The following is a 14,804-nucleotide window of genomic DNA, read 5'->3' as shown; positions in this document are numbered from 1 at the left end:
CACCTACTGGACCAGGATTTCCTTGAACAGCACCCCGTCGACCCGCGCCGGATGGACCGAAAGGTTTATCCGGCGCAGCAGTTCCTCCTTGAGCCGGAACAGGCCCGCCGAACCCTCGAGATCCGCCGGCCTGAGCTCGCGCAGATAGATCTGGAAGGCATCCATGATTCTCGGCAGGAAGGGCTTGATCCGCTCGATCATCTCCTTGTCCTGCACCTCCAGGGCGATGCGGACCTTGAGGTAGGTCGTGCGCCCCTCGGTCGACAGGTTCACCGTCATTTCCGGCAGGTCGTAGAACACCACTGGTTTCTGGGCTTCCCGGATCGCTCCGTCCTCGCCGACCATCGGCGGTGGCTCGCTGCTCGAGAACAGGAAGAAATAGGCACCAGCCCCGAGCGCCAGCAACAGGACCAGCCCGCCGGCCCCGATGATGATCAGCTTCTTCCTCTTTCCGCCGCCGGCGACCTCGCCGCCCTCTTCGGCGTTTGCATCCGCATCCGCTGCCATTCGGCTCCCCGACAGACCAAGCGCATCCTCACGCGCGTATTAAGTTTCTAAAGAGTTAATGGTTAACGAGTGGTTACCAAATCGTTAACGCCTAGGCCCGGCAGCAATTGCCGACTGGTTAATTTTTTCCGAACGAAACTGCCGGGCAAAACGAGCACCATCTATTTTCTCCTTATTTTTCAAAGCCAATTGCTCTGGCACAGGTCCTGCAAAAGGTAGCGTGGACGGCCAGCCTGGGGAGGTTGGTCGCCCACCGGGGAGCAAAGGAATCGTTAATTATGGAGAACGCGCAGTTAATAAGCCTGTCGCGGCAGGTGACTTTGCGCCGTCAGCTCGACGTGGCCGCCAACAATATGGCGAACATGAACACGAGCGGCTTCAAGGCGCAGCGACTCACGTTCGAGGAATATGTCATGCCGGTCGCCCGGGCGAGCGAGTTCAAGGGCGGCGACATGAAGCTGTCCTACGTCCAGGACTACCAGACGATCACGAATTTCCTGTCCGGCAGCATCATCCTCACGGGCAATCCCCTCGACCTCGCCGTCGACGGCGACGGCTGGTTGGCGGTCCAGACCGAGGACGGGGAAGCCTACACGCGCAACGGGGCGCTTCATCTCGACAACACCGGCACGCTCGTGACCGCCGAGGGTCGCCCCGTTCTGACCGACGGAGGCCCCATTCAGTTCACGCGCGAGGACGGCAAGATCGACATCTCGGATGACGGAACCATTTCCACCGAACTCGGCCTGCGGGGTCGGCTCCGGCTGGTGACCTTCGACCAGCCCCAGAATGCCCGGGCGATCGGCAACAACCTCCTTCTCTATGACGATCCCCAGCCGGTTACCCGCGTCAAGGTGATCCAGGGCGGCCTTGAGAATTCGAACGTGCAGGGCGTCGTCGAGGTCACGCAGATCATCGACATCACGAGAAAATACGAAACGGTAAGCAAGCTGCTGAACCAAAGCGACGAATTGCTGCGCCAGGCCATCGAGCGGCTGGGCACGATCAAGGCCTGATCGTCAGGAGAACGGATAAATGAAAGCACTTCACATCGCCGCCACCGGCATGAAGGCGCAAGAACTGAACGTCGAAGTCATTTCGAACAACGTCGCCAACATGCGGACCACCGGCTACAAGCGCCAGCGTGCCGACTTCCAGGACCTGCTCTATCAGAACCTGCGCCGGATGGGCACCGACTCCTCCAACGCCGGTACGATCGTGCCGACCGGTGTCCAGATTGGCTCGGGCGTCAAGACCGCCGCAACCGCCCGGATCATGACCCAGGGCACGATCGAGCAGACGGGCAAGGACATGGATGTCGCCATCCGCGGCGAGGGGTTCTTCCAGATCCAGCTTCCGGACGGTACCACGGCCTATACACGGGACGGATCGTTCGAGCGCGACGCGAACGGCACCCTGGTGACCATCGACGGCTACACGCTCGATCCCGGCATCGTCATTCCGAATGACGCACGCGACCTGACCATTTCGGCAAACGGCACGGTCCAGGCGGTCGTCGGCGTCGCGACGCAGCAGTTCGGCCAGATCCAGCTCGCGCGGTTCGTCAACAAGTCCGGCCTCGAGGCGATCGGCGACAACCTGTACCTGGAGACCGAAGCGAGCGGCCAGCCCCAGGTCGGCATCCCCGGCGAGGAAGGCTACGGCGACCTGCAGCAGAGCTATCTGGAAATGTCCAACGTCGACGCGGTGTCCGAGATTTCGGACCTGATCGCGGCACAGCGCGCCTACGAAATGAATTCCCGCATCATCCAGGCCGCCGACGAAATGTACTCGACCACCACCAACATCCGGTAGGGACGATCACCATGAAATCCCTGTTTGTCGCAGCGGTCGTGACCCTCCTGTGCCTGCCTGCGCCGGCTTGGGCCAAGCCGGCTCTGCGGTCCGAAGTGACCGCGACGTCCGAGATCGTCACGGTCGGAGACTTCTACGACGAGGCCGGAGCCGCAGCCGACGAACCGCTGTTCCGCGCGCCCGACCTCGGCACCAGCGGAACCGTTTCCGCCCAGATCGTCGCCGAACGGGCACGCGCTGCCGGCCTCACCCAGGCGGGCACCGACGGCTTGCGTGAGGTGACCGTCCACCGCCACAGCATCGTTTTCGACGCCCATCGGCTCGCCACCCTGGTCGCTGAAACCCTGTCCCGACACGACGGAACGCTGTCGGCCCAGGCGCTTGAGGTCTCCTTTGCCCGCACGCCGCCGACGCTTCATGCGGATCCGGCGGCGGCCCAGCCGATCCGTATCGAACGCCCCCTCTGGTCGCGCAGCGACGGGCGCTTCGACGTGGTCGTCCACATCGCCGGCGCGGCCCGAAGCCAGACACTGACGCTGAGCGGGGTCGCCCGCGAAATGGTCGATGTGATCGCGCTGCTCCAGCCGATCGGCCGTGGTTCGATCCTCAAGCCCGAGGACCTGACCGTCATCCGTCTGCCTCGCCAACGGGTTCCAAGCCGAGCAGTGACCTCGCCCGACGAGATCGTCGGCCTTGCCGCCCGTACGACCCTGCGCCCGGGCCAGCCGTTGTCCCGGACCGATTTCGAACGTCCGCTGATCGTTGCCCGCGGCGAGAAGGTGACCCTCCTCTACGAAATGTCGGGCATGAAGCTGACGGCGCGCGGCCAGGCCATGAGTGCCGGCGCAGAAGGCGACGAGATCGACGTCATGAACCTCCAGTCCCGCCGGATCATCACCGGAACGGTCGTCGCACGCGGCCAGATCCGCGTCGGCAGAGCCCATGAGTTCGTCGCCGCCCTCCAGGAGAACGCCCGATGACCCGCCCCCTTGCCACTCCCCTGATGGCCACCGCGATAGCGTTTCTCGTCGGGGCCTGCGGGGCTCCGGACAGGCTGTCCCAGGTCGGCCGGACACCGCCGCTCAACGCCATTCAGGATCCGACCACGACCCCGGGCTACCGCCCGGTACAGATGCCGATGCCCGCTCCGCAGCCGGCCCACTACAATCCCAACTCGCTTTGGAAGTCGGGCAACCGCGCCTTCTTCGAGGACCAGCGCGCCAAGCAGATCGGCGACATCCTCACCGTCATGGTGACCATTTCCGACAAGGCGCAGTTCGACAACCAGACCAAGCGGGCACGAAGCGGCTCGGACTCGACCGGCGCCGGCGGTGCGCTCGGTGCTGCGATCGACAAGATCTTCCTGCCGGCCGGCATGGACGCCAGCAGCCTGGCGACGCTCAACAGTTCTTCGAACTATCAGGGCAGCGGCTCCGTCGACCGCGAGGAGAAACTGCAAACGACCGTCGCCGCCGTCGTGACGCAGGTCCTGCCGAACGGCAATCTGGTGATCGAGGGGCGTCAGGAGATCCGGGTCAATTTCGAGGTGCGGGAGTTGGTGGTCGCCGGCATTGTCCGGCCTGAGGACATTGCCTCCGACAACACGATCGCCAGCGAGAAGATCGCGGAGGCCCGCATCGGCTACGGCGGTCGCGGCCAGATCACCGACGTTCAGCAACCCCGCTACGGCACCCAGGTGCTCGACATCCTCCTGCCTTTCTGACCGGCACGTTCCGGTTCCCCCTCCCCCGATCGCGGACGGCATTCTAGAGGCCGTGCGCGGTTGACAACGGGCACGGCGCCTCGCTCCCCGAACGCCGTGCCCGTTTTCTTTCCGCTCATGCATTGCGATACGGATATCAAAAGCAAAAAGCCTTCCGGAAGGAGATCCGGAAGGCTTTGATCGTTTCGACGCGGCGCGCACACGCCACCTGTCAGACCGTCGATCAGTCGTCGCGGTAAACTTTCTCGCGACGCTCGTGGGCTTCCTGAGCTTCGATCGACAGCGTCGCGATCGGCCGGGCATCCAGCCGCTTGACGGAAATCGGCTCGCCGGTCTCTTCGCAATAGCCATAGCTGCCGTCTTCGATGCGTTCCAAAGCCGCATCGATCTTAGAAATCAGCTTCCGTTGGCGATCACGGGCGCGCAATTCGATCGACCGGTCGGTCTCCGAGGAAGCGCGATCCGCAAAATCGGGATGATTCTGGCTTTCTTCCTGGAGATGCGCCAGCGTTTCCCGGCTCTCCCTCAGGATGTCCTCTTTCCACGCGAGCAGCTTGTTGCGGAAATACTCCCGCTGCCGCTCGTTCATAAACGGCTCGTCCTCGGAAGGTCGATAATCAGACGCAAGCTCAACCGTCATCGAAAACTCCGGTCATCGATAGGACGGGCGCAATATATCGTCGCGACTCGCCCCCGACAACGGTCGATCCATGAAAAAACTGTTAAGCAATTTTCATTTGAATTCAGAAAGTTAACGACAACGACCGCAGGAGCGGCCGGATCCGCCACCCCGTCAGGCGGCGCTAGTCCGGGTATTTTCCGTGCTTGGCGAGCTCAACCCTCACGCGCAGCTCTATCTCGTCGATGACGGCTTCCATACCGGCATCGTCGCTCATCTGCCGGTCCGCCAACTGCCGGGCGAGGTCCTCCAGACGTCCTGGCGAAACGACACCCGCCAGGAGATCCGCTTTCATGGCATCCAGCGAATCCAGCATCGTATGGCCCCGTCTTCCGGCGAGATCGCGGCTGTCGGGCTCGACGGAAACTTCCTGCAAGGCAAGTAGAGAATCGATGCCATGAATGGCCCCTCCGGAGGTGAGCGATGCGGCAGGATGACTGTCGCCGTCCAGATCCGGCACGAAACCGTCCGTCGTCCCGTCGGCGCGCTTCTTTCCAGAGCGGGACTGTACCGCGGAGATCGGTTTGTTGCCGGTGATGCGCATGAGCTTCCGAACCCGCGGCCCGTTCAAGCGGGCACCCCTGACAGAATCTTCCTAGAGGGTAAATGAATCGCCCCCTGATCGGCAACAATTGCCGGCCCTCACGGCGCAAATCGGTTGACGACCCCCGGTAGGAAAAATATTAAATATATTTATCAGTTACTTATCACTGATTTGGGACGTCAGGCGAAAATGGCATGGTGTTCGCATTGTGCACGCCGCACTCTGTCACTGTCCGGATCGGTCCGAATGACGCCTTCCATCCTCTTCCGCATCAGCGCCGTTTTCGTCGTCCTGGCCCTACTCTCGTCGGCAGCCCTCTCGGCATCGCGGATCAAGGACATCGCGGACTTCGAAGGTATCCGGGATAACCAGCTGATCGGGTACGGCCTGGTCGTCGGCCTGAACGGCACCGGTGACTCCCTGCGCAATGCGCCCTTCACCCGGCAAAGTCTGCAGGCGATGCTGGAACGGCTGGGAGTCAACACCCGCGGTGTCGACCTGAACACCAAGAATGTGGCCGCGGTCATGGTCACCGCAAACCTGCCGGCCTTTTCCACCCAGGGCACCCGGCTCGACGTCAGTGTCAGCGCGCTAGGCGATTCCGAGAGCCTGCAGGGCGGCACGCTGCTGGTGACGCCACTGCTCGGCGCGGACGGCGAGGTCTACGCTATCGCGCAGGGCTCGGTCGCGATCGGCGGCTTTTCCGCCCAGGGCGATGCCGCCTCGATCGTGCGCGGCGTACCGACCTCCGGCCGGATCGCCAACGGCGCGCTGATCGAACGCGAGCTCGATTTCAAGCTCGCCTCGATGACCTCGGTCCGCCTGGCGCTGCGCAATCCCGACCTGACCACGTCGCGCCGCATTGCCCTGTCGATCAACGAACTGATCGGCCTGCCGACCGCGGAGCCGATCGATCCCGCCACGGTCCGCATCGACCTGCCGCGCCAATATGAAGGCAACATCGTCGACCTGCTGACCGACATCGAGCAGTTGATCATCGAGCCGGACCTGCCGGCGCGGGTGGTGATCGACGAGAACTCCGGCATCATCGTCATGGGCCAGAACGTCAAGGTGTCGACTGTGGCCGTCGCCCAGGGCAACCTGACCGTCACGATCGCCGAGACCCCGGAGGTCTCCCAGCCCCTGCCCTTCGCCAACGGCGAGACCGTGGTCGTGCCCCGCTCGGAAGTGACGGTGACCGAGCAGACCGACCGCAAGCTCGCCGTCGTGCCCGAAACGATCACGCTCCAGCAACTGGTGGACGGCTTGAACGCCCTCGGCATCGGCCCGCGCGACATGATCTCGATCCTGCAGGCGATCAAGGCCTCGGGCGCCCTCCAGGCCGAAATCGAGGTGCTGTGATGCTAGCCCAGATCGACACCGCACGCTTCCAGATCGCCGCCCAGGCCACCGGCGCGGCCGCAGATGCGGCACAGACACCCGGCCGCAGCGCGTCCTCGATCAAGGACACAGCCAAGGCTTTCGAGGCCGTCTTCCTCAACACGATGCTGCAGTCGATGTTCACGGGGCTGGGCGATGGCGGCAGCTGGGGGGCAGGCCCCGGATCAGATGCCTGGCAGGGCATGCTGATCGAAGAATTCTCCAAGAACATCGCGGCAGCCGGCGGCATCGGCATTGCAGCAACCGTAGAACGCGAACTGCTCGCCTTCCAGGAGTTCCAACCTTGACGGACCACACCGACCAGGCCACGAAGCTACCCTTTTCAACCGCCCGGCCGGGCAGTCCTATGGAAGCGGAACAGTTCTGCTCGAGCGTCTGCCAGACCATGGAGCGGCTGCTCGACCTGATCGAGCGGGAGACGGAACTGGTGCGCGCCGGCCAATTGATGGCCGCCGGAGAGTTACAGGCCGACAAGGCTTTGCTCATCCACCACTACACGCAGGGTGTCATCTATGCCAAGGAGCACGCTGTCGCCCTCGGCAATCTGGCGCCGGCTGCAGTTCAGGCCTTGCGTCGTCAGCATTCGGAATTCCAGCCCGTCCTGCGCATCAATCTGGCTGTCCTGTCGACCGCCCGCGAGGTGGCCAACAACATCGTCGCGGTCGTGGCCAAGACCGTGGGCGCCAAGCAGCGCAGCACGACCTACGGCCCCGGCGGGACGGCGCCGCAGGCGCCACGGGCAGCCGAAGGCATTGCCGTCAACCGGTCCCTGTAAGCGCCATAGCGAATCACCCGGGAATTCATCGTCACTCTAATTCTAACGTTTCCATTAACGCGGGATTCATTCCCTTGCGTTATGGTGCAGTCAGTACCATCGGGTCATGTGTTGAGTTCACCCGAAGGAGGCAGCCATGGAAGCGGGAGTCGTCCGGACCCCATTGCCATCTTACGTGGCAATCACGCCGGAAACGCGGGCTCCTGACCGGAACAAGCCCGCGGCAGAAACGGAATTGCCAGCCTCGCAGACGGTCAAGCCGTCGGCGGAGAGTGCGCATGCTCGCGGCGCGGCGACGGAACGGTCCGGCGCATTCGAGCGCCATGCCCAGTCTGCCGCCAAGGATCTCGTCCGCAAGAACATGCTCGACCCCGAGAGTGAGTCCCTGATCTATGTCGCCATGGATCGGGAGTCGGGTGAAGTGGTACGGCAAGTGCCGAGCGAAACGCTGCGCAAGCTCCGCGCCTATGCAAAGGCCGTCACCGAACAGAGCCCCGGCCCGACACAGACGTTGATCCGCACCGCCTGATTTCCCCGCGCCCGGCCTTTCTCGACCCCGCCCCGACCACGAGGCGGGGTTTTCGTTGTCCGTCTTCCCATACGACGATGTCAGTCGCAGCGGGCCCCACGGTTAATGAAATAATCCGAAAGAAATTAACCTAAATATTTAGTAAATTTAACCGTAAAGTTTTACCTAAACTTAAACTTAAACTTGAGTAACCAATCTGATTTACATGTAATACAATCTTTCGGAGCCAGAGTTCCGTCGTCATTCAGAACGAATGACACAAGACAACCAGAAGGAACTCTGAGAATGTCCAACGTAACTCTCTCGAGCGCGGTGCGCACGAACCTGAACGCGCTTCAGGCCACGTCCCAGATGATGAGCTCGGTGCAAGAACGCCTGTCGACCGGCAAGAAGGTCAACTCGGCGCTCGACAACCCGAACTCCTTCTTCACCGCCAAGGGACTGGAAAACCGCGCCAGCGACCTGTCCACCCTGCTCGACGACATGGGCCAGTCGGTCCAGACCCTGAAGGCCGCCGACAAGGGCATTTCGGCCATCTCCGACCTGGTCGACGCCGCCAAGGCCAAGGCCAACCAGGCCGCCCAGACCTCGAACCAGAAGGAGCGGGCGCAGTACACCAAGGAGTTCAACGAACTCCTGACCCAGATCGAGGACGTCGCCAAGGATGCCGGCTACAAGGGCAAGAACCTGCTCGGCGGCACCGGCAACGACCTGCTCGTCACCTTCAACGAGAAGGGCTCGTCCAAGCTCTCGATCACGGCGGTGGATTTCACCGACACGACCAGCACGACCGGCCTGAACCTGTCCGATCTCGCCTCCGGCACCTCGGGCACGTCGACCATCAACCTGACCGCCGGCACCACCACGGCCGCGCTGACGGCCGGCAGCCTGCTGACCGCCGATGACGAGTTCGCCGCCGGCGACGTCCTGACCCTGACCGACACCAACGGCACCGAACTCGGCAAGTTCGAGATCACCGCCACCACCACGGTCAAGGACCTGCAGGACTTCCTCGGCGACGTCGACGGCGTCAGCACCGACCTGACCGGCGGCGCGCTCACCGTCACCTCCGACTTCAAGCTGTCGGTCTCTTCCAGCAGCACCGCCTTCAACTCGAATGCGGCGCTGACGACCAACAACGCAACCGAGTCCGGCTTCGCCAAGGACAGCGACATCAATGCGGTCCTCAGCAAGCTTCAGAAGGCCCAGGACACGTTGCGCTCGCAGGCGTCGACCTTCGGCACCAACCTGTCGATCGTGCAGAACCGTCAGGACTTCACCAAGGCGATGATCAACACGCTGCAGGAAGGCGCCGGCAAGCTGACGCTGGCCGACACCAACGAGGAAGGCGCGAACCTGCTCGCCCTGCAGACCCAGCAGTCCCTCGCCTCCACGGCGCTGTCGCTGGCAGCCCAGGCCGACCAGAACGTCCTGCGTCTGTTCTGATCCAAGCTGGCAATCAATCGTAAAAAATGGCGACGGCGGGCTTCGGCCCGCCGTTTTCTTTTGCCTGCGCGAATGCTCGAAAATCCTCGGCAAACGCCAACTGCCCACCGCCACAGTACAACAGCCCCACCCCCTTTCCAAAGCGTGTTTACACTTGGTTAACCTTAAATTTGAAGGCGTTAACCATTGATTAGGGTTACCAAATCATGATCCTAGCCAACCCGCTCAGGACGAGCGGTTGGAATTTTTGGACCCAGGAAAGGGACTAGTAATGGCTGACAATATTACCCTGTCGGCTGCCGTACGGCAGAACCTGCTCACCCTCCAGACCACAGCCGATCTGATGTCGGGCGTCCAGAACAAGCTGGCGACCGGCTTGAAGGTGAACTCCGCGCTCGACAATCCGAACTCCTTCTTCACCGCCTCGGGTCTGTCCAACCGCGCGAACGATCTCGGAACCCTGCTCGACGACATGGGCCAGGTGATCCAGACGATGAAGGCCGCCGACGAAGGCATCCAGTCGATCACCAAGCTGGTCGAGACCGCCAAGGCCAAGGCCAACCAGGCCCTGCAGACCCAGAGCCAGTACGAGCGCAAGCGCTATGCCGAGCAGTACAACGACCTGCTCAAGCAGATCGAGGACGTCGCCAAGGACTCGTCCTACAAGGGCAAGAACCTGCTCGGTGGAACCGGCAACGACCTGACCGCGATCTTCAACGAGGACAACACCTCCAAGCTAACGATCAACGCCGTCGACTACACCGACACCACCCTGTCCCAGGGCCTCAACCTGTCCGACCTCGCCGAAGCCAAGGGCGGCGCAGCCTCGTTCCAGCTTGAGGGCGGATCTGCGTCCATCACGTTCCTCAACGCCTCCAGCGACGCCCTGAGCTCGGGCTCCCTGCTGAGCGACGCGACCGGCATTGAGGTCGGCGACGTCATCCAGCTGCGGACGGCGGCGTCGGGCGGCGGCGCGGGCGTGACCGGCTTCACCAACATCACCGTCGGTGCCAACACCAAGGTCCAGGACCTCGTCGACCAGATCAACGGCGTCGCCGGCGTGAAGGCCGAGTTCGACGAGAAGACCGGCGCGCTGAAGATCACCTCCAACGACGACGTCTATCTGCACAACACCAATGCCAGCGCCGCGACCCCGGCTCCGGCGGACATGGTTTCCGTCACCTCGTCCAACTTCACGGCAGCCAGCCAGCTTCTGACCGGGTCGGCCTCCTATGCGGTCGGCGACATCCTGACCCTGGAGGACGGTAACGGCTACGAGCTCGGCTCGCTCGAGATCACGGACAAGACGACGGTCAAGGACCTGACCGATTTCATCAACGACTTCAACGGCGTGAAGGCCAGCTTCTCTGGCAGCACCGGCAAGATCACCATTGAAAGCGACGTCACGCTCGGTCTGACCAGCACCAACACCAACAACTTCAATGCCTCGACCTTCACGGCCGACAGTGACGGCGTGAATGTCACGGCCGTCCAGGACTCGGGCTTTGCCACCGACAACGAGATCAACAAGGTCATCGACCGGTTGAACAACGCGCTGTCGAACCTGCGCTCGCAGGCGTCCGAGTTCGGCACCAACCTGTCGACCGTGGAAATCCGCCAGAACTACACCAAGAAGATGATCAACACCCTCCAGGAAGGCGCCGGCAAGCTGACACTCGCCGACACCAACCAGGAAGGCGCGAACCTGCTCGCCCTGCAGACCCGCCAGCAGCTCGCATCGACCTCGCTGTCCTTCGCCTCCCAGGCGGACCAGACCGTGCTGTCCCTCTTCTAAGACGGCGCGCCGGACGCACGACACACAACCTGACATGCCGCGACGGCGGGCCGGTGGCCCGCCGTTTCCTTTTGCGCCGAAGGCGGGCACAGGATGCGGCAGCCCCCTGCTCGATCGCCGCAGCAACGACGACTATCGATACTTAAGCGAGAGTTAACGTCCGCATTAACCATTCATTAAGGTTAACACTTAATTATCGCCTCCAGACGTTCAGGAAAAACGTCGTGCCAAGCCCAGGAGAGGCGTAAACGTATGTCTGACAATATCACTCTGTCGGCTGCCGTACGGCAGAACCTGCTCACCCTCCAGACCACCGCGGACATGATGTCGGGCGTCCAGAACAGACTGGCGACCGGCTTGAAGGTGAATTCCGCGCTCGACAATCCGAACTCCTTCTTCACCGCCTCAGGCCTGAACAACCGGGCCAACGACCTGTCCACCCTGCTCGACGACATGGGCCAGGTGATCCAGACGATGAAGGCCGCCGACGAAGGCATCCAGTCGATCACCAAGCTGGTCGAGACCGCCAAGGCCAAGGCCAACCAGGCCCTGCAGACCCAAAGCCAGTACGAACGCAAGCGCTACACCGAGCAATACAACGACCTGCTCAAACAGATCGAAAGCGTCGCCAAGGACTCGTCCTACAAGGGCAAAAACCTGCTCGCCGGCACCGGCAACGACCTGACCGCGATCTTCAACGAGGACAACACCTCCAAGCTGACGATCAACGCCGTCGACTATACCGAAACGAACCTGTCCCAGGGCCTCAACCTGTCCCGACTGCTCGAGGGCAAGGGTGGCGCGACATCCTTCCAGCTTGAGGGCGGATCTGCGTCCATCACGCTCCTCAACGCCACCAGCGATGCCCTGAGCTCGGGCTCCCTGCTGAGCGATGCGACCGGCATCGAGGTCGGCGACGTCATCCAGCTGCGGACGGCGGCGTCGGGCGGCGGCGCGGGCGTGACCGGCTTCACCAACATCACCGTCGGTGCCAACACCAAGGTCCAGGACCTCGTCGACCAGATCAACGGCGTCGCCGGCGTGAAGGCCGAGTTCGACGAGAAGACCGGCGCGCTGAAGATCACCTCCAACGACGACGTCTATCTGCACAACACCAACGCCGGCGCCGCGACCCCGGCTCCGGCGGACATGGTTTCCGTCACCTCGTCCAACTTCGCGGCGGCCAACCAGCTTCTGACCGGTTCCGGCTCCTATGCGGTCGGCGACATCCTGACCCTGGAGGACGGTAACGGCTACGAACTCGGCTCGCTCGAGATCACGGACAAGACGACGGTCAAGGACCTGACCGATTTCATCAACGACTTCAACGGCGTGAAGGCCAGCTTCTCGACCGTGACCGGCAAGATCACGATCGAGAGCGACGTCACGCTCAACCTGATGAGCACGAACGCAAGCAACTTTAACGCCACCGGCTTCACGGCCGACAGCGATGGCGTCAACGTGAACGCCATGCAGGAATCCGGCTTTGCCACCGACAACGAGATCAACAAGGTCATCGACCGGTTGAACAACGCGCTGTCGAACCTGCGCGCACAGGCGTCCGAGTTCGGCACCAACCTGTCGACCGTGGAAATCCGCCAGAACTACACCAAGAAGATGATCAACACCCTCCAGGAAGGCGCCGGCAAGCTGACACTCGCCGACACCAACCAGGAAGGCGCGAACCTGCTCGCCCTGCAGACCCGCCAGCAGCTCGCATCGACCTCGCTGTCCTTCGCCTCCCAGGCGGACCAGACCGTGCTGTCCCTCTTCTAAGAAGAATCACAGCACAGGCGATTCCCGATCTGGCAGCCCTCGCGGCGGAGCTCCGGCTCCGCCGCCATTGCTGTTTGCCCCCCCGGAATCGCCCGACAGCAACTGAAATTACCTATTCCAGTCAATGTGTTATCAGAAAGCGCTTGGTAACTCGGCGTGGCGAAGTATTAACAGGTGCAAATGGCGTTTACTTTTCATTAAGAAAGAGAGTCAGAACATCGTTAACGATCGTTAACCTGATCCATCTGCACAGATCGGTGAGCCGCAATGAGCGATATCGTCCTTTCCAGCGCCGTCAGGGAAAACCTGCTCTCGCTCAAGAATACCGCCAGCTTGATGTCCACGACCCAGAACCGGCTCGCGACAGGGCTGAAGGTCAACACGGCGCTCGACAACCCCAATTCCTACTTCACGGCAGCCGGTCTCAACGACCGTGCCAAGGACCTGAACAACCTGCTCGACAACATGGGGCAGGCCGTCCAGACCATCAAGGCGGCAGACAACGGTATCACCTCGATCACCAAGCTGGTCGAATCCGCCAAGGCGATCGCCAACCAGGCGCTGCAGACTCAGAGCGAGTATGAGCGCAAGGTCTATGCCGAGCGCTACAACGACCTGCTGAGCCAGATCGAAACGCTCGCCCGCGACGCCAGCTACAAGGGCAAGAACCTGCTGGCCGGCGCCGGCAACGATCTGACCGTCATCTTCAACGAGGACAGCACCTCGAACCTGAAGATCAAGCCGGTCGACTTCACCGACACCACCCTCGAGAACGGCCTCGCGCTCTATGATCTCGCCACCGGCTCCGGGGCGACGTCCTCCTTCTCGCTTGCCGCCGGAAAGACCACGCTTGACTTGACCGGCCTGCAGGCCTCCTCCGACCTGACCGATCTCGCCGACTGGGCGAACGGCGACGTCGTGACGATCACGGACGGCACGACGAGCAAGACCTTCACGGTCGGCTCTGGCCCCGGGCAGATCCGGACCGTCCAGGATTATGTCAACGCCATCAATAGCCTAGGCGGGCTTAAGGCTTCCTTCGACGAAGGCACCGACCAGATTACCGTCGTCTCCGGCATGGCTTCCGGGCTTTCCCTGAGCATCTCAAAGGACGCCGCCGGCGGCGGCAACGCAACCAACGGCGGTATCGGCACCGGCACGACCGTTCTGACGACCACCGCCATGACCGCGAATGCGACCCTGACCTCCTCGGGCGGCTATCAGGTCGGCGACGTCCTGCGCATCGTCGACGGCAACGGTTACGAGGCGGCCGCGCTCGAGATCTCTGAGACCACGACGGTTGACGACCTCGTCAAGCTGATCAACGGCGTCAAGGGGTTGAAGGCCGGCTTCTCCGCCGGCACCATCAGCCTGATCGGCGACATCTCCTTCAACCTGAAAAGCAACAACAACGACTTCAACGTCGGCGACCTTGCGACAACCGACGGAACGGTCAAGCTGACCGCAGTCGACTCCGACTTCAAGGATGACACCGACATTGAACGAACGCTGCAGGCGATCAACGCGGCGCTGGCGACGCTGCGGTCGACCGCCTCGTCGTTCGGGACCATGCTGTCGACCGTCGAGATTCGCCAGAAGTTCACCGGACAGCTGATCAACACGCTCGAGGTCGGCGCCGGGGCTCTGACCATCGCCGACATGAACCAGGAAGGCGCCAACATGCTGGCCCTGCAGACGCGCCAGCAGCTGTCCTCGACGGCGCTGTCTCTTGCGAACCAGGCCGAGCAGAGCGTCCTCAGCCTGTTCGGTTAATCGATGGATCGAAACCGTTAAAAAAGGGCTCGCGAGCGTTA

15 protein-coding genes are annotated in these 14,804 nt (G+C 62.3%); 12 read left to right on the top strand and 3 right to left on the bottom strand.

What is annotated here, in order from left to right; all coding sequences use genetic code 11:
• Positions 1 to 3: 3 nt before the first annotated feature.
• Positions 4 to 507, bottom strand: coding sequence for a flagellar basal body-associated FliL family protein (locus tag SL003B_RS07760; RefSeq protein ID WP_013652284.1), 504 nt, complete (start codon positions 505 to 507; stop codon positions 4 to 6).
• A gap of 278 nt (positions 508 to 785) precedes the next feature.
• On the opposite strand from SL003B_RS07760, the gene flgF reads away from it, so the two are divergent.
• Genes flgF through flgH form a run of 4 tightly spaced genes read left to right on the top strand, consistent with a single transcriptional unit; the run spans position 786 to position 4,045 of the window.
• On the top strand, positions 786 to 1,523 hold the full coding sequence (gene flgF / locus SL003B_RS07755; protein WP_013652283.1) for a flagellar basal-body rod protein FlgF: 738 nt from the start codon (positions 786 to 788) through the stop codon (positions 1,521 to 1,523).
• A 19-nt stretch (positions 1,524 to 1,542) separates the two neighbouring features.
• Positions 1,543 to 2,322: a flagellar basal-body rod protein FlgG gene (gene flgG, locus SL003B_RS07750; RefSeq protein WP_013652282.1), complete on the top strand. Its 780-nt coding sequence runs from the start codon at positions 1,543 to 1,545 to the stop codon at positions 2,320 to 2,322.
• An 11-nt stretch (positions 2,323 to 2,333) separates the two neighbouring features.
• The gene (gene flgA / locus SL003B_RS07745) at positions 2,334 to 3,302 is read left to right on the top strand and encodes a flagellar basal body P-ring formation chaperone FlgA (protein ID WP_013652281.1); all 969 of its coding nucleotides are present in this window, start codon (positions 2,334 to 2,336) and stop codon (positions 3,300 to 3,302) included.
• Positions 3,299 to 4,045 (top strand): flagellar basal body L-ring protein FlgH, encoded by a 747-nt coding sequence (flgH, locus tag SL003B_RS07740; protein ID WP_013652280.1) that lies wholly within the window; start codon positions 3,299 to 3,301, stop codon positions 4,043 to 4,045. The genes flgA and flgH overlap by 4 nt, the downstream gene beginning before the upstream one ends.
• Before the next feature lie 223 nt (positions 4,046 to 4,268).
• Here flgH and dksA read toward each other — a convergent pair whose 3' ends face one another.
• Both dksA and SL003B_RS07730 read right to left on the bottom strand, forming a co-directional pair.
• Entirely contained in the window at positions 4,269 to 4,685 is a 417-nt protein-coding gene (gene dksA / locus SL003B_RS07735) for an RNA polymerase-binding protein DksA (protein ID WP_013652279.1), read from the bottom strand.
• A 163-nt stretch (positions 4,686 to 4,848) separates the two neighbouring features.
• Positions 4,849 to 5,268, bottom strand: coding sequence for a flagellar assembly protein FliX (locus tag SL003B_RS07730; protein WP_013652278.1), 420 nt, complete (start codon positions 5,266 to 5,268; stop codon positions 4,849 to 4,851).
• Positions 5,269 to 5,514: 246 nt separating this feature from the next.
• Between SL003B_RS07730 and SL003B_RS07725 the strand changes: the two genes are divergently transcribed.
• From SL003B_RS07725 to SL003B_RS07690, 8 genes are all read left to right on the top strand, one after another.
• On the top strand, positions 5,515 to 6,630 hold the full coding sequence (locus SL003B_RS07725) for a flagellar basal body P-ring protein FlgI (protein ID WP_013652277.1): 1,116 nt from the start codon (positions 5,515 to 5,517) through the stop codon (positions 6,628 to 6,630).
• On the top strand, positions 6,630 to 6,956 hold the full coding sequence (locus tag SL003B_RS07720; protein WP_013652276.1) for a rod-binding protein: 327 nt from the start codon (positions 6,630 to 6,632) through the stop codon (positions 6,954 to 6,956). The genes SL003B_RS07725 and SL003B_RS07720 overlap by 1 nt, the downstream gene beginning before the upstream one ends.
• Positions 6,953 to 7,444, top strand: coding sequence for a flagellar protein FlgN (locus SL003B_RS07715; RefSeq protein ID WP_242390348.1), 492 nt, complete (start codon positions 6,953 to 6,955; stop codon positions 7,442 to 7,444). The genes SL003B_RS07720 and SL003B_RS07715 overlap by 4 nt, the downstream gene beginning before the upstream one ends.
• A 136-nt stretch (positions 7,445 to 7,580) precedes the next feature.
• Positions 7,581 to 7,973: a hypothetical protein gene (locus tag SL003B_RS07710; protein WP_041375431.1), complete on the top strand. Its 393-nt coding sequence runs from the start codon at positions 7,581 to 7,583 to the stop codon at positions 7,971 to 7,973.
• 285 nt (positions 7,974 to 8,258) lie between these two features.
• The gene (locus SL003B_RS07705) at positions 8,259 to 9,419 is read left to right on the top strand and encodes a flagellin N-terminal helical domain-containing protein (protein WP_013652273.1); all 1,161 of its coding nucleotides are present in this window, start codon (positions 8,259 to 8,261) and stop codon (positions 9,417 to 9,419) included.
• Between the two features lie 271 nt (positions 9,420 to 9,690).
• Positions 9,691 to 11,214, top strand: a complete 1,524-nt coding sequence (locus SL003B_RS07700) for a flagellin N-terminal helical domain-containing protein (RefSeq protein WP_013652272.1) — start codon at positions 9,691 to 9,693, stop codon at positions 11,212 to 11,214.
• A 252-nt stretch (positions 11,215 to 11,466) separates the two neighbouring features.
• Complete coding sequence (locus SL003B_RS07695) at positions 11,467 to 12,990, top strand: flagellin N-terminal helical domain-containing protein (protein WP_013652271.1); 1,524 nt, start codon at positions 11,467 to 11,469, stop codon at positions 12,988 to 12,990.
• A 267-nt stretch (positions 12,991 to 13,257) separates the two neighbouring features.
• Positions 13,258 to 14,763: a flagellin N-terminal helical domain-containing protein gene (locus SL003B_RS07690; RefSeq protein ID WP_013652270.1), complete on the top strand. Its 1,506-nt coding sequence runs from the start codon at positions 13,258 to 13,260 to the stop codon at positions 14,761 to 14,763.
• The last annotated feature ends 41 nt before the right edge of the window (positions 14,764 to 14,804 follow it).

Origin of the sequence: Polymorphum gilvum SL003B-26A1, from assembly GCF_000192745.1 — a bacterium.
Taxonomy (GTDB): domain Bacteria; phylum Pseudomonadota; class Alphaproteobacteria; order Rhizobiales; family Stappiaceae; genus Polymorphum; species Polymorphum gilvum.
The sequence above is the reverse complement of the archived record's forward strand: the minus strand, read 5'-3'. Positions and strand labels throughout refer to the sequence as shown.